Annotated in this window: 15 protein-coding genes and 4 pseudogenes; 11 read left to right on the plus strand and 8 right to left on the minus strand. The window is 45.7% G+C overall.

Annotated features, from left to right (window positions below; translation table 11 throughout):
• Nucleotides 1-1,117 precede the first annotated feature (1,117 nt).
• Together D0A34_03000 and D0A34_03005 are read right to left on the minus strand one after the other, a co-directional pair.
• Nucleotides 1,118-1,273: pseudogene (locus tag D0A34_03000) on the minus strand (DUF2127 domain-containing protein).
• A gap of 498 nt (nucleotides 1,274-1,771) precedes the next feature.
• On the minus strand, nucleotides 1,772-4,669 hold the full coding sequence (locus D0A34_03005; protein ID UNU17966.1) for a CBS domain-containing protein: 2,898 nt from the start codon (nucleotides 4,667-4,669) through the stop codon (nucleotides 1,772-1,774).
• A gap of 316 nt (nucleotides 4,670-4,985) precedes the next feature.
• Between D0A34_03005 and psbZ the strand changes: the two genes are divergently transcribed.
• The 5 genes and pseudogenes from psbZ (at nucleotide 4,986) to D0A34_03030 (ending at nucleotide 10,206) form a co-directional block, all read left to right on the plus strand.
• Entirely contained in the window at nucleotides 4,986-5,177 is a 192-nt protein-coding gene (gene psbZ, locus D0A34_03010; GenBank protein UNU22144.1) for a photosystem II reaction center protein PsbZ, read from the plus strand.
• Between the two features lie 220 nt (nucleotides 5,178-5,397).
• Nucleotides 5,398-5,991, plus strand: coding sequence for a 6,7-dimethyl-8-ribityllumazine synthase (locus D0A34_03015; GenBank protein ID UNU17967.1), 594 nt, complete (start codon nucleotides 5,398-5,400; stop codon nucleotides 5,989-5,991).
• A gap of 214 nt (nucleotides 5,992-6,205) precedes the next feature.
• The gene (gene rimO, locus D0A34_03020) at nucleotides 6,206-7,516 is read left to right on the plus strand and encodes a 30S ribosomal protein S12 methylthiotransferase RimO (GenBank protein UNU17968.1); all 1,311 of its coding nucleotides are present in this window, start codon (nucleotides 6,206-6,208) and stop codon (nucleotides 7,514-7,516) included.
• A 775-nt stretch (nucleotides 7,517-8,291) separates the two neighbouring features.
• Nucleotides 8,292-9,779 (plus strand): DEAD/DEAH box helicase, encoded by a 1,488-nt coding sequence (locus D0A34_03025; protein ID UNU17969.1) that lies wholly within the window; start codon nucleotides 8,292-8,294, stop codon nucleotides 9,777-9,779.
• A gap of 169 nt (nucleotides 9,780-9,948) precedes the next feature.
• Nucleotides 9,949-10,206, plus strand: a pseudogene (locus D0A34_03030) (hypothetical protein).
• 138 nt (nucleotides 10,207-10,344) lie between these two features.
• Here D0A34_03030 and D0A34_03035 read toward each other — a convergent pair.
• Entirely contained in the window at nucleotides 10,345-10,863 is a 519-nt protein-coding gene (locus D0A34_03035) for a hypothetical protein (protein ID UNU17970.1), read from the minus strand.
• Nucleotide 10,864: 1 nt separating this feature from the next.
• Here D0A34_03035 and D0A34_03040 point away from each other — a divergent pair, with 1 nt between their 5' ends.
• From D0A34_03040 to D0A34_03055, 4 genes are all read left to right on the plus strand, one after another.
• Nucleotides 10,865-11,065, plus strand: coding sequence for a hypothetical protein (locus D0A34_03040; protein ID UNU17971.1), 201 nt, complete (start codon nucleotides 10,865-10,867; stop codon nucleotides 11,063-11,065).
• A 238-nt stretch (nucleotides 11,066-11,303) separates the two neighbouring features.
• Nucleotides 11,304-12,506, plus strand: a complete 1,203-nt coding sequence (locus D0A34_03045; GenBank protein ID UNU17972.1) for a hypothetical protein — start codon at nucleotides 11,304-11,306, stop codon at nucleotides 12,504-12,506.
• A 98-nt stretch (nucleotides 12,507-12,604) separates the two neighbouring features.
• Nucleotides 12,605-13,639: an aminopeptidase gene (locus tag D0A34_03050; protein UNU17973.1), complete on the plus strand. Its 1,035-nt coding sequence runs from the start codon at nucleotides 12,605-12,607 to the stop codon at nucleotides 13,637-13,639.
• Between the two features lie 213 nt (nucleotides 13,640-13,852).
• On the plus strand, nucleotides 13,853-15,295 hold the full coding sequence (locus D0A34_03055; GenBank protein ID UNU17974.1) for a leucine-rich repeat domain-containing protein: 1,443 nt from the start codon (nucleotides 13,853-13,855) through the stop codon (nucleotides 15,293-15,295).
• Nucleotides 15,296-15,448: 153 nt separating this feature from the next.
• Here D0A34_03055 and D0A34_03060 read toward each other — a convergent pair whose 3' ends face one another.
• From D0A34_03060 to D0A34_03075, 4 genes and pseudogenes are all read right to left on the minus strand, one after another.
• Nucleotides 15,449-17,641 carry a phosphodiesterase gene (locus tag D0A34_03060; GenBank protein UNU17975.1) on the minus strand — a complete coding sequence of 731 codons (2,193 nt, stop codon included), beginning with the start codon at nucleotides 17,639-17,641 and terminating at the stop codon, nucleotides 15,449-15,451.
• Between the two features lie 390 nt (nucleotides 17,642-18,031).
• A pseudogene (locus D0A34_03065) lies at nucleotides 18,032-18,280 on the minus strand (ABC transporter ATP-binding protein).
• A 112-nt stretch (nucleotides 18,281-18,392) separates the two neighbouring features.
• The gene (locus D0A34_03070; protein UNU17976.1) at nucleotides 18,393-18,764 is read right to left on the minus strand and encodes a DUF2237 domain-containing protein; all 372 of its coding nucleotides are present in this window, start codon (nucleotides 18,762-18,764) and stop codon (nucleotides 18,393-18,395) included.
• Between the two features lie 49 nt (nucleotides 18,765-18,813).
• Complete coding sequence (locus D0A34_03075; protein UNU17977.1) at nucleotides 18,814-19,275, minus strand: GNAT family N-acetyltransferase; 462 nt, start codon at nucleotides 19,273-19,275, stop codon at nucleotides 18,814-18,816.
• A 236-nt stretch (nucleotides 19,276-19,511) separates the two neighbouring features.
• On the opposite strand from D0A34_03075, the gene vat reads away from it, so the two are divergent.
• Both vat and D0A34_03085 read left to right on the plus strand, forming a co-directional pair.
• On the plus strand, nucleotides 19,512-20,144 hold the full coding sequence (gene vat, locus D0A34_03080; GenBank protein ID UNU17978.1) for a Vat family streptogramin A O-acetyltransferase: 633 nt from the start codon (nucleotides 19,512-19,514) through the stop codon (nucleotides 20,142-20,144).
• Nucleotides 20,145-20,190: 46 nt separating this feature from the next.
• A pseudogene (locus D0A34_03085) lies at nucleotides 20,191-20,511 on the plus strand (DUF2834 domain-containing protein).
• 190 nt (nucleotides 20,512-20,701) lie between these two features.
• Here D0A34_03085 and D0A34_03090 read toward each other — a convergent pair.
• Nucleotides 20,702-21,934, minus strand: a complete 1,233-nt coding sequence (locus D0A34_03090; GenBank protein UNU17979.1) for an aminotransferase class I/II-fold pyridoxal phosphate-dependent enzyme — start codon at nucleotides 21,932-21,934, stop codon at nucleotides 20,702-20,704.
• Nucleotides 21,935-21,979: the final 45 nt, after the last annotated feature.

The raw sequence follows: 21,979 nt of genomic DNA on the forward strand, positions 1-21,979 counted from the left end.
CACCATCGATTTCAACAACCCGATTTCTGTAAGAAGAAACCGGGTTTTTAATTCTTTTCTAACCCACATTCGTTACCCCCAACTGGCCAATACACTGCTTAAGTGACAAAGAGGGTTGATTATCGGAGACAAGATTTAGTAAAAAAACTTAAAATTTTGTGAACTCCGCATGATCCTGTTGGGGCTTCCTGAAAATTGACTTAATATCATGAACTCAATCTTCTTAATCCATAAAACTTCAAAAATTAGAGCAAAATAAACTATTAATTCTAGCTGTTAAGCTAATCCGCCTTTAAATTGCATGGTCAAATAAACTTTCGCTATTGTGCGGTTAGTAGGAAAGCCCGCCCTCAACACAAAATTTCAATCCACAACAGCTTATCTTTGGCATTGAAAATGGTGCAACATCTCTGTTTAAACTTACATCTTGCACCATTGTCAAGAACAGGCAAGATGCCTGTTCCACAAGAGATGAATTTTATTGTGAAACAGGCCCGAAAGCCTGTTCCTAAACAAGTAATTGAAAATGCTGCAACATCTCTGTTTAAATAAATGTGGGTAGCTCGGTAAGTGATGCCGAACCCTCATCTGCCTAAAGTCGCAATGGTGTCTTCCCCCTATTGCAGGGCTGTTGCTGAGGCTAAGTTCATCTTCAGTTGATGCCACTTCCCAAACTATGCTAACGCCTTTGGGTTATTTCGCAGAGTTAGGGGTGAGGCTCGATCGCTCCGAACCATCGTTTTTGCTTTAGCTGTGCTATTTTTGCATCTGGCGATCGTTTTATTGGAATATTCCACCAATTCTCTCTCTACCAGGTGTATTAAAACTTAATACAATATTTTTCCAATAAAAATCCCGCTCTTGTGGAACGGGAAAGCCATCAGGGTGCATCTATATATATGTCACTATAACTCATAGGGGGTATAACCCCTCGTAGCTTTATCGAATCTTTACAATCCGAAATTTTTTGTAAAGATTGAGGTTTTTATTTGACTTATAAGCCGTTTTATGAGACTCAAAGGGAAAATTATGACATTTATAACATCAAGTGACTTTCCTGTGAATAATCAAAACTTTAAGCTTCCTTACCATACTGTGGCAAATGGTGGATAAAATCTTATAAGATGGCTAAATTTCCGATAAATATCCCTAACTTAAGTACCGTGACACCGTGAACTAATTCATATATTTCAGGGGGGATACTGATGCCTACCAGCACTAAAACTCAGATTGTTGCCCAGCCTTTTTCGTACCACAAACCAACGGCTTCAATATAGCAATCCTTGTAGGAGTCGTAAATTTTTGACCCCACTCCAACCCTCCCCGAACCTGCGGGGAGGGAGTAAGAAATTCACAAATGGTTTAGGATTGCTATAGCAGTTTAAACTGCATAAGTGGCTGCGGTAATTCCGCTAAACAGTCAGGTGTTATTATTTTTAATAATTTGAATTTTTGCTATTATAAATTCAATTACTTTGCTTTTGCTTTCTAACAAATAAGATTGCGAAAAACTTTCTCAAGTTTGATGATTTTTTCCGGAAAAAAGCCAATCAATCTAAGTTACTGTCAAGAGGGAAGCCACAAATATTTTGTAAAGGACTATTGCGATTAAAGCAGGAGCGTGATGTTTCTTCACCTTAATTCTCGAAATATCAATAATGTGCGATCGCCTGGTTAACCTGTTTGGGATTGAACACTAAAAATTCAGTAGAGTGCGTCAGCAATTAGCTAATCAAGTAGAGAAAAAATAACGCGCTGCTGACGCACCTTACTAAGCTTGAGGATAACGTTGTGCTAAGAAAGAGATAGCAGCAGCCCGATCGCCCAAATCGCCATCCAACTTCGCCGCCAACAAATCATCCAACATTCGTTTAAATCCAGGCCCCGGCTTATAACCCAAATCCTTCAAATCGTTGCCATTCAAAGGCGGCTCAACATTCGCCCATTTGGTGAGATATTCCCAGATTTGGCGGCGTGCACTGCGCGGACTTTGTAGGGAGATAGCAATTAACACCGGCAACTCATAATTTCTCAACAGCAGCACCAATTGACTCGGCAACTCGCACTTAGGCAAATTCTCTGCTAACTGGTTCTTTCCGGCTTCCAAAACTTCCAACCGCTTAATGCTATCAGCAGGTAACTGAAGATTTGCAGCCACCTTGCTGCGATATTCCGGCGCTAAATAAGCTATCAAAACTTCCAGCCGCATCTGCCAATCGGGAATATTGATAATGGGGAATGGGGAATGGGTAATGGGGAATAGGGAATTGTCTCTTCCTTCTTCCTTCTTCCTCCTTCCTTCTTCCTTCTTCCTTCTTCCTTCTTCCTTATTCCTCCTTCCTTCTTCCTTCTTCCTTCTTCCTTCTTCCTTCTTCCTTCTTCTTCCATTCAAACACCGATCGAGCAAACGCAGTTGGCGCCACAACTCCCGATCCAACTCCAAACTAGGATGAATGCAGCGCAAAGCCTGCAAATCTCCCAGCATCTGCAAAGCAACTTTCCAGTAAGGAGCTTGCAAAATGTATTTCAATTCGCTTTTGAGCCGAGTTTCCAAAGCCGGAGCTCGGCCGTTTTCCCCCTGAATTCGGTAATAAATCCCGCTGGCCAAAGCGTTGCGGATGTATCCTTCCGTCTGCGGCTCAATTTCAAATCCCAACCGCACCGCAAACCGCACAGCGCGATAAATTCGCGTCGGATCTTCGATAAAACTGTTGGCGTGCAAAACTCGAATTTGCTTCGATTCTAAGTCCAGCAAACCGCAAAAAAAATCTAACAATTCGCCACTGCGAGGAATACCCAGCCGCACAGCCAGCGCATTAATTGTAAAATCCCTGCGGTACAAATCTTGGCGAATTGAACTCGCCTCAACTTCAGGATTTGCAGCCGGATAAGGGTAAAATTCAGTGCGAGCCGTAGCGATATCCACCCACAGCGAGCCGAAAGCAGAGTCTTTGGGCCACAAAAGCGCGGCGGTTTGAAATTGACCGTGAACGTCCAAACGCGATTCGGGGTAAAGTTTTTGCAGCGAGGAAGCTAACTCGACACCAGCACCGGAATCGTCGGAACCGCACTTTCCATCCACAACCAAATCGATATCTGTTAGCGCCAGTGTATCATCCGTGGCTAAGAGTAAATCCCGGACTGCTCCACCCACAATATAAAGTTGCCAGCCGCGATTTTGGGCAATATTGGCGGCGATCGACAATAATTGCCATAATTCGGGACTAATGCGCGATCGCAACAACTGCTCAACCGATTCGGGCACGGCACAATAAGACAATTCTGCATTACTTCCCCTGTCTCGCGCTTTTTGCTGGTGCAATTCCCGCAACACGTCAGTCCGGGTAACAATTCCCACCAGTTGACCGTTTTCCAACACTGGCAAGCGCCCGATATCGTATGTCACCATTAAAGATTCTATTTCCGGCAGCAAGGTATCTGGGGCGATCGTTTTTAGCTGCGGAGTCATGTAACCCTTCACCGGGGCGTGACTGAAACCGTGGTGCAGGGCAATATCAATGTCGCGCCGCGAGATAATGCCGGCGAGTCGATCGCCCGCATCGACCACAGAAAGCCCCGAATGTCCGTAACGTAGGAGGATACGGTGAGCTTCCCCCACCGATGTTTCCGGGCGAATACTCCGCACTGGAGACGACATTAATTCCCGGGCTGTGGGAGGGTGGGGAATTTGAGTTTTGAGTTCGTCAGCTAACTGATTTAAAGTCAGCAGGGGGTCAACATCGCGGGTGGCGAGGGAAGCGGCGCGGGCGTGGCCTCCGCCGCCGAGGGGTTTGAACAATTCGCTGAGGTTTGTTCCTTCGATGCGCGATCGACCGATAATAGTTAATCGATTGGAAACGGACGATTCGGGAGCGATGTTGCGGTTGTTGTCGTTTTCGCTAAAGTTATAAACATTGCCTAACAGCAGAGCATCGGTTTCAGTTAAATCGAGCAAGCGAGAAGCCAGGGAAGAAAGCCCCGGAACGTAAGCTTCAGTAGATAGCAGCACCCAGGCTACGCTGTAACCGTGCAAAGTTTCCGATCGCAAATTATTCAGCGCTTCTCTCAGCAAATCTTGCAATTGAGGAGACAAACCGGGTTCTACATATTCAGCTATTACCCCCAAACTCGCTCCCTGTTCCATCAACCACGCCAAAGCTATAGCATCTCGCGCAGTTGCGCCCTCAAAGGTGAGAGAACCTGTATCGACGTGGATGCCGAGGGCCATTACTGTTGCTTCCGAAGGCAACAGGCGGAATGGTGTGTCGCTGTTTTCTGCTTGATTTTTGAGCTTTTCGACAATTAATGTCGTGCTGGCTCCGACTGCTTCGATCTGCGTAACAGTAGCGGGGATGTCTAAATCGGCCTGTAGGTGATGGTCAAAAACCGCTATTTCGTTGAGGTGTGGCAAATCCAGCCATTCGGCGGCTTTTCCCAAGCGATCGCGCTGGGAGGCATCAACTATAGTAATCGATCGAATTTGTTGCGGATTGACCGATCGGCGTTCAATCAGTGGGTACTCGTCGCGGTGTAGCGCCAAAAAATCCCGCACTGTCGGATGACACCCGCCAGTCAGTACGATCCTGCTACCGGGGCGCAGCACGCAAAGTCCCACCGCCGCCCCCAAGGCGTCAAAATCTGCTGTTGTGTGGCACAAAACTAAGTCCATAGCCGAAAATCCCGCATCTCTAACTCAAACAGTAGCAATTTCTCGCCCTCTGAAACCGGATGTGTCGATCGGGCTTTAACTTAACCTTTCCAGTTTTCTGTCGTGTAGCGAACAATGATAAAATTGATCAAAATCTCAAGAGCCGCTGACGCCTGTTCGCGCAACGCCCGAATTTGCACGGGTTCTTTCGTATCAATCAACCGACAATCTCTCGATCAACTCTCGGGAAACTGTCAAAAACTAGAATTTGGAAGATTTTTTTCGGTTCTGGGAAACTATTTCGGATCAACGCACGGTTATATCGAAAGGAGAAAAGATGTTATCAATTCTGTTTCAAGTGGTTTTACTGGGTCTGGTACTGCTGTCTTTTGTGATGGTCGTTGGCGTGCCAGTTGCTTATGCCTCTCCCCAAAACTGGAATCAGTCTAAATCCCTGATTTATGTCGGGTCGGCTCTCTGGTTTTTGCTGGTTATTGCAGTGGGTGTATTGAACTTTTTAGTCGTTTAATTTCCCCCAAGTCTATCAAATAAAGAAGGTAAAAGATAGAAGGATGAAGGCATTCACCAGCGATTGAAAGGCATTCGGCAGAAGCTAGGATTTTTCCAGACCGCGCGATCCTGTATGTTTTTGCACTTGAGATTCAGATGAGATGCTGCTGCTTTCTGACTTTTGCCTTCTCACAAACAAAAATCTAAAATCTAAAACCTAAAATCTAAACTAGAGCACTATGACTGTTTTCGAGGGAACTTTTACTCACACCGAATCTTTGCGGTTTGCTATTGTCATCGGTCGTTTTAACGATTTGGTGGTTAACAAACTTTTGGAGGGATGTCAAGATTGTTTGAAACGCCACGGGGTTGATGTTAATCCTCATGGCTCTCAGGTGGACTTTTTTTGGGTTCCGGGAAGTTTTGAGATTCCTTTGGTGGCGCGCCAAGCTGCTCTTTCTCACCGCTACGATGCGGTAATTTGTCTGGGTGCGGTAATTCGGGGCCAAACTCCTCATTTCGATTTTGTGGCGGGTGAGGTTGCTAAGGGAATTGCTGCTGCTGCTTTTCAGACAGGGGTGCCGGTGATTTTTGGGGTGGTGACGACTGACACGATGCAGCAAGCTTTGGAAAGGGCTGGAATTAAAAGCAATTTGGGCTGGAATTATGCGATGAGTGCTTTGGAAATGGGCACTTTGATGCGCCAAGTTAAGGGTTTGGGAACACACTCTTACGATCATCGATTAACTACTGGGTCTGCTGCTCAAGTGCTTTCGGGTGATGCAAATCTGGTGATCGCCCCGGATGTATCGTCGGATCAAATCCCCTCGTAAGTTTGGCTAGCAGTATTTTTAAGCTCAAAAAACATCAAGATTTGCATCGGGAAAAATCTTAAGACTCTTGTGGGGTGGTGATTAGGCCCGCCCCCAAGGTAAAAGTCCCACTGGTCGCAGCCGATCGACAAATTAGACCAATATCTTGCCAATTGGCAAGGAGTGTGATATCATAAAATGTTCTTAGAAATAGCGCAACACTAACTATTACTGCATGGCAACGAAGCCAACGATCGCATTTACTCACCTCGGCTGCGAAAAAAATCGCATCGATACCGAACACATGATTGGCTTGCTGGCTCAAGCGGGCTATCAAGTGGATTCTAATGAAGAATTAGCTGATTATGTTGTAGTCAATACTTGTAGTTTTATCCAAGCTGCGCGAGAAGAGTCAGTCCGCACCTTGGTAGAATTGGCAGAAGCTAATAAAAAAGTAGTCATCACCGGCTGCATGGCACAGCATTTTCAGCAGGAATTGCTGGATGAATTGCCAGAAGCAGTCGCAATTGTCGGCACAGGCGACTATCACAAAATAGTCAATGTTATGCAGCAGGTGGAAAAGGGCGATCGAGTTTCCCTCGTCTCCTCAGAACCTACTTACATCGCTGACGAAACTACTCCCCGCTACCGCACCACATCGGAAGGTGTCGCTTATCTGCGAATAGCAGAAGGCTGCGACTATCGCTGTGCATTTTGCATTATCCCGCACTTGCGCGGAAATCAACGATCGCGGACGATCGAATCTATCGTCGCCGAAGCTAAGCAATTAGCCTCCGAAGGGGTAAAGGAAATTATCTTAATTTCTCAAATTACCACCAACTACGGCAAAGATATTTATGGCGAACCGAAACTAGCCGAACTGCTTCGGGCTTTGGGTGAAGTAGATGTACCTTGGATTCGGATGCACTACGCCTATCCTACAGGTTTGACTCCGCAAGTTGTCGAGGCAATCCGCGAAACGCCCAACGTTTTGCCGTATTTGGATTTACCCCTGCAACACTCGCACCCGGAAATTCTGCGGGCGATGAATCGACCTTTTCAAGCCGGGATCAATGATGCTATAGTCGATCGGCTCAAAGCAGCACTTCCGGGCGCTGTGATGCGAACAACTTTTATTGTTGGCTTCCCCGGCGAAACCGACGAACACGCAGCACACTTGCTGGAATTTGTCAAGCGCCATGAATTTGATCACGTAGGAGTTTTTGTATTTTCGCCAGAAGAAGGAACCCCAGCCTTCAGCTTGCCTCAGCAAATACCTGCAGAAATAATGGAAATGCGGCGAAATTCGGTAATGGCGGCACAACAACCTATATCATTGAAGAAGAATCAAGAGTCTGTCGGTCAGGTAGTTGATGTCCTGATAGAACAAGAACAACCAGAGACAGGCGAGTTGATTGGTAGATCCGCTCGGTTTTCCCCAGAAGTAGATGGACTCGTCTATGTCACAGGAGAAGCGCGGCTGGGTTCAATCGTATCTGTGAAAATTACTGGTGCAGATGTCTACGACCTCTACGGTCAAGTGTAAGTAATTGCTGGAACTGTTGCCTGAGACGGTGCGGCGAACAAAAACCGGACACGAGCCAAAAATGATTAGCGGATTGTGCAACAAAAGTAACGGTTAGTACACAATTGTGCAAAGATATGTAGCAAAGGGGTTCTAAACTTTTTTAGCCCCTATCTGGCAATCGACCCTCCCCGTCGGGGTGCGGTAATCTCTACAGAACATCGGAAAATTTTAACGAATTTAATGTTTTGTTTCTGAATGTAAAGAGTTATGATGATAACAAGCCAGAAATAAGCGGGGATAATTTGAGATTGCTTCGCCGTCCGCCCTACACCACAACGGTATCCCGAAAGAGTGTTGAGATGGATAGGCGGTAACGGTCGCCCCATCCCCCGCTCAATCCCGCAGGCGACGGATTGCGGGATAGCGCCTGAACCAAACAACCTGTTACTACTATGTAGTGAAGTGGGGCTGGTCATGATCCTCACTATAAAATGCCTAAGAGGGAAAGCTTGCAAGTACCTCAAAGGAAGTCCAATGTCCTGTTTTAAGAATGTTGGAAGCCTATAACCCGACCCCTGGCGGTTGGTATCGGTGATGTCACAAAATCAAAGACGGCTGTCGAATTGGTAAATTTAGTCACCATCGACGGAGCTGCCCTATACTCGATTGCTATTTAAGAAGGTGCGCGCAGGCGCAGCACCATAAAGAACTCTTATGAGTTCCTGCCCTAGAGCAGAAATCCGCATCCGAGTTGGGCAACTTAGAAGGCTAAGACTCGTTATTAGGAGCATTAATGAATTTATTGTTTGAAGGCTTAGGTCTTTCGGAAGAACTCGTTCTCCATCTGGAAACACTAGGCTTTACAGAACCTACTCCCATCCAAGTACAAGCAATTCCGCACTTGCTAGCAGGTCGCGACGTTGTGGGTCAAGCCCAAACAGGGACAGGCAAAACGGCAGCATTCTCGTTGCCCATCTTGGAGCGGATTGATTTAGATGTAACTGCGGTGCAAGCACTGGTGCTGACGCCGACTCGCGAATTGGCGATGCAAGTAACTGAAGCCATCCGTGATTTGAGCGGCATCAGCAGCGAGGGCCCGGTAAAAGTGGGTCGCTCTCTGCAAGTTCTGACAGTGTACGGCGGTCAATCGATCGATCGTCAAATGCAGCGTTTGAAGCGCGGCGTGCACGTCGTCGTCGGTACACCCGGACGCATATTGGATATGCTCAGCCGTGGCAGCCTGAAACTAGACAAGGTAAAGTGGCTGGTTTTGGATGAAGCTGACGAAATGCTGAGCATGGGCTTTATCCAAGATGTGGAAAAAATCTTGGATGCTGCACCAAAAGAACGTCAAACGGCATTTTTCTCGGCGACGATGGAAGCTTCCATTCGGAAATTGGTGGCGCGGCATTTGCGTAACCCAGTCAACGTCACCGTAGAACAGCCAAAAGCAACGCCAAAGCGCATCAGCCAAGGCGTGTACATGATTCCCCGCGGCTGGTCGAAGGCAAGAGCCCTACAGCCAATTTTAGAAATGGAAGACCCGGAATCTGCACTGATTTTTGTGCGGACTCGGCAGTCGGCGGCAGAACTCACCAGCCAACTGCAAGCAGCCGGTCACAGCGTTGATGAGTATCACGGTAATTTGAATCAGGCACAGCGGGAACGCTTGCTGCATCGGTTCCGCCAATGTCAGGTGCGCTGGGTAGTGGCGACTGATATTGCGGCGCGGGGTTTGGACGTGGATCACTTGACTCACGTGATTAACTACGATTTGCCCGACAGTGTGGAAAGCTACGTTCACCGGATCGGACGCACGGGCCGGGCTGGTCGCGAAGGAACGGCAATTACGCTGATTCAACCGGTCGATCGCCGCAAACTGCGTTTGATTGAACGCCACGTTCGATCGAGCTTGACGGTGCGAAACATTCCGACACGGGCGCAAATTGAAGCTCGTCAGTTGGAAAAGATGCAGGGTAAAGTTCGCGAAGCTTTGGCTGGCGAACGGATGGCATCTTTCTTGCCTCTGGTATCTCAGTTATCCGAGGAGTACGACTCCCACGCGATCGCCGCTGCTGCTTTGCAAATGGCTTTCGATCAAAGCCGTCCTGCTTGGATGGGCGCGGATTACGCTCAACAAGAAGATCCCCCGATTGGTGGAGAAAACAGCGTCAAGCCAATCTTGATCAAAAAGCGGGCTAAGACTGGTGCACCGAGTAATTCTGTACCAGCGCCGACTTTTTCTGGAGCACCGAGTGCTCCTGTTCCCCAGAACAGCTAATTGGTAAGGTGCACATTGTGCACCTTATTTAGAACTTTTGTAGAGATGCGATCGATCGCACCTCTACTTTTTTTTATAGGTGTGATCCCAAATCCGAGATCGCTCGGCGGTTGAAACCGCGAACAAACTTTCGTCCACTCGTAGCGGACTGAGAATTGGATAAGTAAAGATGCAAGTTAGCGATCGGACAATTGCTGTAACTAATTCTACGCTGAGTACGTTAATTGAAGAATTGGGTACTGAGTGTCAAAATGTGATTACTTTAATCGCTCAGCTTCAGTTACCTGATTTGAGCGATCGACAAAAAGCTGAAATTCTAGCAGAGTTCCTGAGTGCTGCAATCCATCTCAACGTTCACTGCGGAGAGGATTTTCAGACACTAATTGCTGAGGAAATGACAAAATTGTCGGATGATGATGAAGAGGATGAAGGAGACGCGGGCGATCGCACATTAGGAAAAAGCCCTCCTGTCAACTCACCGAAGAGCTAAAAAACCTCATAAATAAGGACTAAAATCCTTACTACAAACTTGTGAACCGGGACTTTTGCACTGTTGTTTAATATTTCAGTTTAGCTGCGTGCTGACAAGAATTTTTTGCACGCGATCGCCCTTAATTTCCACAATCAAATTAGAAGCCTTTTGGTCATTGCTGTAAGTCAAGCGAGTCACTCCACCCTGCACTGATTGCGGCCCGTAACCGTAAGTTTTAACGACTTTTTGGCTGTTATCTCCTAGCTTCACACCATCAATTGTCACGAACTTGGGCTTGGTAGCAGAAATCAAATAAACTTTTCCCTCCCATGCAGCTACCGTCAATCCTGAGTATGTTAGCGTGCGAATCTTGCCGCCGATGCCAGGCCCAGCAGGTTTAGTTTCGTCGCGCTGCGGTTTTCCCAACTTGCGTTTGGCCTCTTCTACACGCATCCCCAACCGAACGCCGCCAATCCCCAGGCGCGAATAGTTCAGCGCCGTCGGCTTTTGTGTCGCGCTGAGCATTCTTTCTAGAGTCGCAACAGTTTGATTCATAGCAGGAACAGGACGAACTAAAGCAGCAAATCCTAAGCTCGAAATTGCGAGATTCATCATGATGCCAGCGACGGCTGTGGTCACAAACATTTTTACCATTTTTTTTATAGCTTTATTTGGCAATTTATTCGCGCGATCGCCCGCTTTATCCGGATTGATACTAATAGGACTTACACAAACACTCCTGGACGCACTGCGCTGCTCTGAAACCGGATTTTTTTTACCAAAACTACACAAAGAAACTCGGTTTTTATCCTAAATCTTAGGTTTAAGAGTGAGGTATTCAGCAACAAACCGGGTTTCTAGCGCAACCTAGGTAAGTCCTGACTAATATTTTTTAAGCTTTGAAAACCGCCAATTTCGGGCGAACCCAATTTGCTCCCGCACAAGCTTGCGTCCGCCTGCGACGACTGAAAGAAAGAATAAAGGAGGTAAATCAACGGAAATTGCTGTGATATCCTAACAAAAGCCATATCTGCATAAAATAAGTAATTTAGATGACCGCAACAGATTCTACTAAGCACCAAAAATCCAAGGCCCTCAAACCGGGTAGCCGCCGCCCCGCTAAAGAACTTTGCAGCGAGTGCGGTTTGTGCGATACATATTACATCCATTATGTCAAGGAATCTTGTGCTTTCTTAACACAGCACATCGCGGAATTAGAAGAAGAGATTCACGGGCGATCGCGCAATCTCGACAATCCCGACGATTGGTATTTCGGAGTCAGTCAAAATATGATGGCGGCTCGGAAAAAAGAACCGATCGAGGGCGCTCAGTGGACGGGAATCGTCAGCACAATTGCCATTGAAATGCTCGAAAAAGGAATTGTAGAAGGCGTTGTTTGCGTCCAAAATACTAAGGAAGACCGCTTTCAACCGATGCCGATTATTGCTAGAAATCGCGAAGAAATTCTGGCAGCAAAAGTCAACAAACCAACTCTTTCTCCCAATCTTTCAGTATTAGAACAAATCGAACAATCGGGGATGAAGCGGCTGTTAGTAATTGGCGTCGGCTGTCAAATTCAAGCCTTGCGAACAGTCGAGAAAAAACTCGGTTTAGAAAAGCTCTACGTTTTGGGAACTCCCTGTGTCGATAATGTCAGCCGTGCAGGCTTGCAGAAATTCCTAGACACGACTAGCCGTTCTCCTGAAACGGTGGTTTCTTACGAGTTTATGCAAGACTTTAACGTTCACTTCAAACACGAAGATGGTTCGGAAGAACAAGTGCCGTTTTTTGGCTTGAATACTAAGGAATTGAAAGATGTTTTTGCTCCTTCTTGTTTGAGCTGTTTTGATTATGTCAATTCTTTAGCAGATTTAGTTGTGGGCTACATGGGAGCACCCTTTGGGTGGCAGTGGATTGTAGTGCGAAATGACACCGGGCAAGAGATGTTAGACTTGGTAACGGATCAGTTAAATACTCAGCCCGTAATGTCTAAGGGAAACCGAAAAGAAGCCGTTCAGCAAAGCATTCCGGCTTATGAAAAAGGAGTGACTTTGCCGATGTGGGCGGCGAAGTTAATGGGAGTTTTTATTGAGAGAATTGGGCCGAAGGGTTTGGAATATGCTCGGTTTTCGATTGATTCTCATTTCACTCGCAATTATCTGTACGTGAAGCGCAATTATCCTGAGAAATTAGAGGCTCATGTGCCGGAATATGCTAAGCGGATTGTGGGGCAGTATAAGTTACCAGATGTGTAAACTGGTAGGGTGCGTCAGTCAGGATATATTGGATTATTGAAAAAATAACGCTAACGGACGCACCCTACTCTTCAAGGATAGCCAAAGAGAGAAAACAAATGCTATTGGGGAAAATTGAATTATCGAATCGCAGAACGTTAACTAGACTGGCTATCCTTAGTACGATCTTAATTAGTCTGATTAGTGGGATATGGTTGAGTATGATTGCAATGCCAGGGAAAAGCTACAGCGGGACAATTCCCCCTTTAACAGCACAGGAAATCTCGCTCCGAGATGCTTTACAGCGCGATGTGGAAAAGCTCTCTGGTGAAATCGGAGAGCGCAACTTTATACAATATCAAAAACTTGGAGAAGCCGCTGACTTTCTCGAAGCATCTTTTCAAGCGGCTGGCTATAAAGTTGAACGACAAGGATATAAAATTGATGATAAATTTTATTATAACATAGAAGTGGAGATTCCAGGGGGAAAAAAGGCAGATGAAATAGTTGTAATTGGGGCACATTATGATTCTGTGGTCGGGAGTCCAGGGGCCAATGATAATGCAACGGGGGCGGCGGGAGTGCTGGCTTTAGCGAGAATGTTTGCAGGTAAAAAGCCTGAAAAAACTGTGCGTTTTGTTGAGTTTGTGAATGAGGAACCGCCTTTTTTCTGGACTGCTGATATGGGGAGTTTGGTTTATGCGAAAAGATGCAGAGAGCGTAATGAAAAAATTGTTTCGATGCTCAGTTTAGAAACAATTGGTTATTACTCAGATGCCAAAAACAGCCAGAAATATCCAGCACCATTAAACCTCTTTTATCCTACATCGGGAAATTTTATCGGATTTATTGGCAATACATCCTCAAGTAAACTGGTTAGAGAGGCGATCGCATCTTTCCGCCGCCATGCTGAATTTCCGTCGGAAGGTGCAGCAATTCCCGGTGGCATTCCTGGTGTTGGTTGGTCAGATCAATGGTCTTTTTGGCAACATGGTTATCCAGGGCTGATGGTGACAGATACTGCTCCCTATCGCTATCCTTACTATCACACGGCGCAAGATACACCCGATAAGGTGGATTGGGAACGGACGACGAAGGTGATAGCTGGATTGGAGAAAGTTGTGGCAGATTTGGTGGGAGTTGATATTAATTAGTTGAGTGGGTGCCGAGCGTGGAAATATCCTCGCTCGGCACAGAATATTATGAAAAATGAGGCACCTAAAAATTAGTATAAGTTACTGAGTGAGGTGATTAAGAGAGTTTGTAATAGATGTTTTGCAGGGACACGGTATTGCCGTGTCTTTGTTGTATAAATTTGGGAAAACTAGAGGTAAAAGATTATGAAACTTATAGTTGCACAGAAACACATGAATTTACAAAAATTGATAGTAGTTACTTGTTGTGCGATCGGTCTGGCATCATGTGGAAATAGACCTTCCGCGTTAGTCTCGGAAACGCAAGCGGGAAAAAGTGGACGAACATTTGCTGATTGGTGTCGCGCTCAAGCTTCTTTGAGTCCTGAAGCTAAACATACTGTTGAGCTGCTGTTGAAGGTAGCAGAGACTACTGAGTGCGATGTAGCCTATCAAAAACTTTCGAGTATCGAGGAACTCTACCTCAACGACAAGAAAATCAACGACATCAAACCGCTAGAATCCTTGACTAACCTGACTGGGCTCGTCCTCAGCGACAATCAAATCAATGACATCAAACCGCTAGAATCCTTGACTAACCTGACAAAGCTCTACCTCGGCAACAATAAAATCAAGGACATCAAACCGTTGCAATCCTTGACTAACCTAACACAGCTCGGACTCCACAACACTCGAATCAGCGACATCAAACCGTTGCAATCCTTGACTAACCTGACAAAGCTCGACCTCAGCAACAATAAAACCCTGGACATCAAACCGTTGCAATCCTTGACTAACCTGACAAAGCTCTACCTCGACAACAATAAAATCAAGGACATCAAACCCCTAGAATCCTTGACTAACTTGACTCATCTCCAGCTCATGAGCAATCAAATCAAGGACATCAAACCGCTAGAATCCTTGACTAACCTGACTTCTCTCCACCTCTACAACAATCAAATTAGCGACATTAAACCGCTAGAATCCTTGACTAAACTGACTTGGCTCTGGCTCGACAACAATAAAATCAGCGACATCAAACCGCTAAAATCCTTGACTAACCTGACTGAGATCAAACTCGGCAGCAATAAAATCAGCGACATCAAACCGCTAGAATCCTTGACTAACTTGACATCGCTCTACCTCCACAACAATCAAATTAGCGACATCAAACCGCTAGAATCCTTGACTAAACTGACTTCGCTCTGGCTCATCAACAATCAAATTAGCGACATCAAACCGCTAGAATCCTTGACTAACCTGACAGGGATCGTCCTCAGCAACAATCGAATCAGCGACATCAAACCGCTAGAATCTTTGAATAAACTGACTTTGCTCGCCCTCACCAACAATCAAATCAGCGATATCAAACCGCTAGAATCCTTGACTAACCTGACAGGGATCGTCCTCATGAGCAATCAAATCCAGGACATCAAACCGTTGCAATCCTTGACTAACCTGACTTTGCTCGCCCTCACCAACAATAAAATCAGCGACATCAAACCGCTACAATCCTTGACTAACCTGACTTTGCTCTCCCTCGAAAAAAATCAAATCAGCGACATCAAACCGCTAGAATCCTTGACTAACCTGACTGAAATTAGGCTCAGCGGAAATCCGATCGCTCCTAAAACTTGCCCGATCAAGCCAGAGTCTATCTGTAATTGGGAACCATAAATTCAACTCTAAAACTTTACAGTTCCGAAAATTAGAGGTACAAAATTATGACACAAATCACCATAATTATCATTTGAAAGTCCGCGTAGGCGGACTTAGTTTGTGTCACCGCGATTTCAATCGCCTAGATCTTTTTGCACGAAGTCTATTTAATCACTTAGGATTAACAACAAACTCACTGACAATAAATGGCTTTCGATTAATAATCGCACTGGGATTAGCATCAAGTTGAGACTGCGTGTAAGGTTCAATACCATAAGTTATTACCCGCAACTGCTGACTCTCAGGAGCAACTTCAAACTCATTCCAGCCGTAGGTATGCACTCCTAAATACTCTCCCTGAATCAGTCTAGCGTCAATCCCAGAACCTTCCAAACCAACTGGATCATATCCTAGCGGCGCTGTCCGAGTATCCAGAATATTGCGGACAAAAGCATCTTTTTCTTCCCTTGTCGGCAATGAATTATAGCGATCTTTTTCCGATTGTGGCAGCAAAACGGTGGGCGTAAAAGCAACTGTTGCTGGACCAAAGGGGGCGGCAAACGGCCCTTGCCCGATGTTCAACTGAATAGCAACAGGACTGGTCATTACATCAATAACATCCGTAGGGATTTGCGGCTGACCTGCGGCTTCTTGATAGGTGACATTATTCACGACATATCCGTGAAAATCTCCGGTCGCAAAAACCACATTTTTGATGTTATTTTCTTTGATGAAACGCAGCAAATCTGTTCGTTCAGCAGCATAACCTTCCCAGCGATCGCCTGCAACCGGAATCCCAAAATTTTGAATCGGATCGCTTGACATAATAAACTTCCAAGTGATGCCATTTTGTTGAGATTTCAGTAAGTCATTTTTCAAATCCTGAAGTTGCGCCCCTCCTAACAGCGTGCGATTGGGCGTAAAGGCATCATTGAGAAACTTATTAACAGTAGCTTGGTCGGAAGTTTCTGGGATACTTTTCAAAGAATTATCTCGGAAAGAGCGCAAGTCTAACACAAATGTAGCTGCATCACTGCCGAAGGTATTGTAACGATAAAGTTTCTGCTCATTAGCAGTGCGAGAGTCGCCCGTATTGCCATAAAAATCATCTCGCACGGGATTGTAGGCTTGAAATGCTTGTAAACCTGTGTCAAATACAGGCGTATCATTGACAAAGCCTCCCCCCGTCCCAAAAATTCCTTCTTTTTGCGGTGACTCACTAGGTGTTGCACCCCCGGCAAAATCATTCGTGAGTTCGTGGTCATCCCAGCTAGCATAGATGCTAGTAGAAGCCTGCAAATCCGCCCAGGTATTGAGGCCATAACGTTGACCGTAGACTTCATTGTGCTTGGTGCTAAACTCTTCAAAAGTTTTAGGTTGTCTGACTCCCGGCAAATCCGGCGATAGATCGTCTACATAAGCGCTGTCGCCGAGGCGAACAAAAAAGTCGAGATTGCGTTCCGGCGCATTGGAAATAGCGGGGAAAGGAGTAAGTTGACCTTGCCAGTCGCCTGCTACCCCAAATCGTAAACCCTGGCGATTTCCCAACTCAGCAGCAGTGCGGAATTGCCCAACTGCTGAAGTGCCAGCGGCATCACGCACTCGATAAAAATATTGAGTACCAGGCTTTAAATTCGTCAGTTGAGCTTTCACGGGTACGGTAACATCGGTGACGGTATCTGTGAGAGTACCGAGATTGTTACTGAAGTTTGGATCTGTGGAGTATTCAAAGACAACATTACCCAGAACTGTGCTGCGAGTCCACAAAACCGTTGAAGTTTGGGTGGTATCTCCAGAAGCAACGCCATTTGGCAAGGTTGAGTCACCAGACTTAATAAATGGGGTGACATCTCGCCCTTCAGCAGCACCAAAATTGATAAAGTGTTCAATGCCAGTGAGTTCGTCGCGCTCAACAGCAGCAGTAATATCTGGGTTTTTTGCCAGATAATAGCTATCGTTATATAAAGGGCTAGGACTGCGGTTTTCCGATTCACCAAATTGGATGAAGTGACCAATACCAGTAATTTCATCGCGATCGACAGCCGCAGCAACATCGAGATTTTTCCCTAGATAATAGCTGTTGTTATAGAATGGGCTAGGATTGCGGCCTTCTGATTCTCCAAAATTAATGAAGTGTTGTATTGCTGTGGTAGCTTTGCTGTTGACAGCGGTGGCAACCTCAGGGTTATTTAGGAGATAATAATTAGTATCGAATAGGGCGCTAGGGTTGCGACCCTCAAATTGACCGAATTGGGTGAAGTGTTCAAATCCGTTTTGGAAGTTCCCTTTGGCTACAGCGGCTGCTACCTCTGGGTTTTTAGCCAGATAGTAGGTTTCTTGAAATAGAGTTTTAGCGTCTAACATAAGGAAAAATATGAAGTTTTCTTGTTTAATGACCCTGGTGGCTCAAAATAGCCTTCACAGGATTATACAGTGTCGCGATCGCGATCGTTAAATAGAAGGAAGAAGGAAGAAGACTTACACAGCAAGATTTTTAGTGAGACTTAAACATTTTCCAGCCCCTTTAGGAGTTGAAATCTCATCTAGACAATGCAAAGAGGTCTATAACCTAAAAATGTCTGAAACCGTTGGTATAACTAGATTCATGGCCATTTGAGCTAAAAGTATTTCTCTATCTGGGTTTGAATCCAAAATGGCTTCAGTTTTTGTCTAAGTCCCGTTAGTCATCCTTGTTTTACCTTTAATATCACGTCCGATGAAATGCGATCGCTAATTCTGGCCAAACTTCAGCCACTAAACTTCCTGAATTTGCATCAACCGCTGCTTTAACCTTGCTGGATCGCCCCGATCGACCACTTCACACTTCTCCAACAAAAAAGCCCCATTGCAATAATTCAACTTATCCAAACGGTGAGTCACCCACAAAGCCGTCAGCCCGCAATTTTTGACCAAACGCTGCACCGCGGGCACCAAATCTAACTGAGAATCAGGAGCGAGTAAAGCCGTAAGTTCATCTAATAGTAAAACCTCGCAATGACGAGCGCTCGCACTTAAATATTTGAGTGGCGATCGATCTCAAATCCATTGACTTGATGTTCATCAGAAAAAGACGATCGCCCTTATTGACTAAAAGCGATCGCACACCAACATCCTCCTACAAATCAGCAGCGTGCTGCTTCAATTCATCTAAAGAAACGTATTCCAAAGTCAAGGCGTGAGTCGCAGCCAAAACCACAGGCGGCGCAACTCCTGCATCCATTGCTTCCTTCCACCGAGCAGCGCACAAACACCAGCAATCCCCAGGCTTCAAACCGGGGAAATTAAATTCGGGAACCGGAGTGCTCAAATCATTTCCGTTCGATTTAGTGAATTGCAAAAACTCTTCTGTCAGTTGAGCACAAACAGTGTGAGCCCCAAAGTCGCCACCACCTGTATTGCATTTGCCGTCTCGATAATAGCCCGTCATCGGCGACGTGCAGCAAGTCTCTAACTTTCCGCCCACCACATTTGTAGCTTCTGTCACCATCGCAACTCCTCCGTAAAACTCTTCGATCTAATTTTACACAAATCGTTGTTTATATATTTTTTTGCATGGGAAAGTTGATGAGTTTTTGTCCTCGGCGTTCTACTTCTTGTTTTCTAATCACAATAAATCCCTGGCTTTCAAAAAAAGGTCGAGCTGTAATGCTGGCTTCGGTAAATAACTTGTTAATTCCTAAGTCTTTGGCTTTTGACTCAATTTGTTTTAAAATTAGCCGGCCGACTCCTTGCCTTTGAAAATCTTGATGACAGTAAAAGCGATCGATATGGCCGCTTGCTTCTAATTCCCCAAAACCTGCAATTTGATCGCCCTCTTCTGCTACGAAAGTAAATTTACTGCTTAAACTTTTAGCCCAACTTTCTATATCGATATCTGCTGGCGCCCAAGCATCTACTTGTGCTTTTGTGTAATCGCGGATGTTTACTTCGTGTACGGTGTGGTAAAACAGTTTTACAATTTGTTGGGTATCACCGATTTCGTAGGTTCGTACTCTCATAAATTATCTCACTGCGATCGCTTCTTTCATATTAATTTTGGATTTTTAACCGCTTCGGAACGGGGATGGATGTTGGCTTTTACCATTTTGTCTGATTTCTTGCAGGGCGATAAACCCAAAATTTCTCGCCCACCCCTTGACAAACTTTATTACTCTATGTTAAGGAAGCAGAAGCAAACCTCACTCAAACTAACACTACATCAATCCAGCAGCTTAACGAATAAGGATGGAAACTTATGACAGAAATTGGGCCCGATCCAAACCGACCTTATCCGATGACCGATCAGCGGCGCGTATGCTTCATCAAAAACTTTATTAAATCCCCCAACATTATCGTCGGCGATTACTCATATTACGACGATCCAATAGATCCAGAAAACTTTGAAAAAAATGTACTTTATAACTACGGAAACGACAAATTAATTATTGGTAAATTTTGTGCGATCGCTACCAACGTCAAATTCATCATGAACGGTGCCAATCACAAACTAGACGGGATTTCAACTTATCCTTTTCCTGTTTTTGGGAATGGTTGGGAAACAGCCATGAATTTATTAATGGAACTGCCAAGTAAAGGCGATACCGTCATTGGCAATGATGTTTGGATCGGCTATGAATCCTTCATTATGCCTGGAGTAAAAATCGGCGACGGTGCCGTCATTGCCGCCAAATCCGTTGTAGTAAAAGACATTCCCGCTTACACCGTTGTGGGTGGAAACCCCGCCCATCCAATCAAACAGCGTTTTAGCGATGCTGAAGTTGCACAACTATTAGAAATTAGGTGGTGGGATTGGGAAATCGACAAGATTTCGCGCAATGTCAGCATAATTATGCAAAGCGATATTCAAGCACTCCGCAATGCTGAGTAAACTCCCAAATACAGCGATTTTTAATTAATAAAGTGGAGGTGTCAAAATGTTGTAAATTGCGTACTTAATTCTCTGTATTCTAGGCACTGCTTTGCCCTACTCCCAGTTTGTCCCGTTTCTCTTAGAAGAAGGGTTGAATATTAACGCTTGCTTCAGGGAGTTGTTGGCTAATCAAATTTCCGGTTTTTTCGGCATGGCTCTAATAGTGTCCTGGCTGGTTTTTGGTACTTTTGTATTTAGCGAAGGTTCGCGTCTAAAAAGGAAAAATTTGTGGATTTATATTGCCACTAACTAACTGGTGGGTGTTTCCCTGGGTTTGCCTTTATTTCTTCTAATGCGCCAGCGCAAACTTGAAGCAACACCTTGAGAGTTTTGTAGTTGTTGGGCTTGGCTTCCGCTAAACCCAACCTACACAATCTAAAAACCCAACATCAGCGTCAATCTGCGTGCCTCTGCGGTTAAAAATCCTCAGATTCTTGCAAAAAATCTACTCTTTAATTCAAAACTCAGGGGAGAAGAAGGAACCCCCCTACCCCAAGAGGCACCGCCCCTACAACTTACTTAGCTGGGCCCACAGCCTCGATCGCATCCTCAAGAGCGATCGATACATGAGTCCAATGAGTCCCCCCCTGACAAAAAGCCACGTAAGGCTCCCGGAGTGGCCCGTCAGCCGAAAACTCCGACGTACTCCCATCAATAAAAGTACCCCCAGCCATCACCAACTGACTCTCGTACCCGTGCATCGGAGCCGGCACTGGATCTAAATAGGAACCGACGGGGGAATTTTGCTGAACCGCCCTACAAAAAGCAACTAATTTATCAGCAGAACCGAATTCGATCGCCTGAATCACATCTCGTCTTCTAGCCAAAGGCATAGGATTCACTCGATAACCCAACTTATAAAAAACATAAGCCGTCAAATGATTGCCCTTCATCGCCTCCCCCACACAACCGGGAGCCATAAACAAACCCTGAAACAGCAGCCGATTCAAATCAAAAGTAGCGCCGCCGCTGCTGCCAATTCCTGGCGCCGTCAAGCGACAAGTTGCCGCCTCCACTAAATCAGCCCTCCCGGCGACGTAACCCCCAGCAGGTACGATCGTACCCCCCGGATTTTTGATTAAAGAACCAGCCATCAGATCCGCACCCACAGCAGTAGGTTCGCAATCATCAACAAACTCCCCGTAACAATTATCAACAAAGCAAATTGTGCTAGGATTCTGATGTTTGACTATGGCGACGATTTTTTCAATCTCAGAAATAGACAAACTCGACCGCCAAGAATAGCCGCAAGAGCGCTGGATAAAAACCAGGCGAGTCTTTGCTGAAATAGTAGAGCTTAGTGCCTGCCAATCCAAACTTCCTTCGGGAGTTAGAGGCAACTCACGGTAACTAATGCCAAACTCAAGCAGTGAACCTTGACCTTGCCCCCGCAAGCCGATCACTTCTTCTAAAGTATCGTAGGGAGAACCAGCCACTGCCAACATTTCATCACCAGGACGCAGGATGCCAAAAAGAGCACAGGCGATCGCGTGAGTACCCGAAACAAACTGTACCCGGACAGCCGCGGCCTCTGCCCCTACCACTTCGGCAAATAACCCGTCCAAAGTCTCTCGACCCAAATCATCGTGGCCGTAACCCGTAACCCCTGCAAAATGGTGGACTCCAACCCGGTGGCTGCGAAAAGCTTTTAAGACTCGTTGAAGATTTTGCTTGACTGTAGTGTCAATACCAGAAAAAATCTGAAAGAGTGCCTGTTCTGCTTCCTGTAGCCGTGAAACGCTATTCATCTATACCTCGCTCACCCTTTGCGTGCGCGCTGTTCATTATGGCGT

The organism is Microcoleus vaginatus PCC 9802, assembly GCA_022701275.1.
GTDB lineage: Bacteria > Cyanobacteriota > Cyanobacteriia > Cyanobacteriales > Microcoleaceae > Microcoleus > Microcoleus vaginatus_A.

Bases quoted from the DNA above. Each gene is read 5' to 3' on its own strand.
- D0A34_03015 (UNU17967.1), top strand. From the start codon at position 5,398: ATGACTGTTTTCGAGGGAACTTTTACTCACACCGAATCTTTGCGGTTT.
- D0A34_03040 (UNU17971.1), top strand. From the start codon at position 10,865: ATGATGCCAGCGACGGCTGTGGTCACAAACATTTTTACCATTTTTTTT.
- D0A34_03090 (UNU17979.1), bottom strand. From the start codon at position 21,934: ATGAATAGCGTTTCACGGCTACAGGAAGCAGAACAGGCACTCTTTCAG.
- D0A34_03055 (UNU17974.1), top strand. From the start codon at position 13,853: ATGAATTTACAAAAATTGATAGTAGTTACTTGTTGTGCGATCGGTCTG.
- D0A34_03005 (UNU17966.1), bottom strand. From the start codon at position 4,669: ATGGACTTAGTTTTGTGCCACACAACAGCAGATTTTGACGCCTTGGGG.
- D0A34_03025 (UNU17969.1), top strand. From the start codon at position 8,292: ATGAATTTATTGTTTGAAGGCTTAGGTCTTTCGGAAGAACTCGTTCTC.
- D0A34_03035 (UNU17970.1), bottom strand. From the start codon at position 10,863: ATGAATCTCGCAATTTCGAGCTTAGGATTTGCTGCTTTAGTTCGTCCT.
- D0A34_03045 (UNU17972.1), top strand. From the start codon at position 11,304: ATGACCGCAACAGATTCTACTAAGCACCAAAAATCCAAGGCCCTCAAA.
- D0A34_03070 (UNU17976.1), bottom strand. From the start codon at position 18,764: ATGGTGACAGAAGCTACAAATGTGGTGGGCGGAAAGTTAGAGACTTGC.
- D0A34_03075 (UNU17977.1), bottom strand. From the start codon at position 19,275: ATGAGAGTACGAACCTACGAAATCGGTGATACCCAACAAATTGTAAAA.
- psbZ (UNU22144.1), top strand. From the start codon at position 4,986: ATGTTATCAATTCTGTTTCAAGTGGTTTTACTGGGTCTGGTACTGCTG.
- D0A34_03060 (UNU17975.1), bottom strand. From the start codon at position 17,641: ATGTTAGACGCTAAAACTCTATTTCAAGAAACCTACTATCTGGCTAAA.
- D0A34_03050 (UNU17973.1), top strand. From the start codon at position 12,605: ATGCTATTGGGGAAAATTGAATTATCGAATCGCAGAACGTTAACTAGA.
- vat (UNU17978.1), top strand. From the start codon at position 19,512: ATGACAGAAATTGGGCCCGATCCAAACCGACCTTATCCGATGACCGAT.
- rimO (UNU17968.1), top strand. From the start codon at position 6,206: ATGGCAACGAAGCCAACGATCGCATTTACTCACCTCGGCTGCGAAAAA.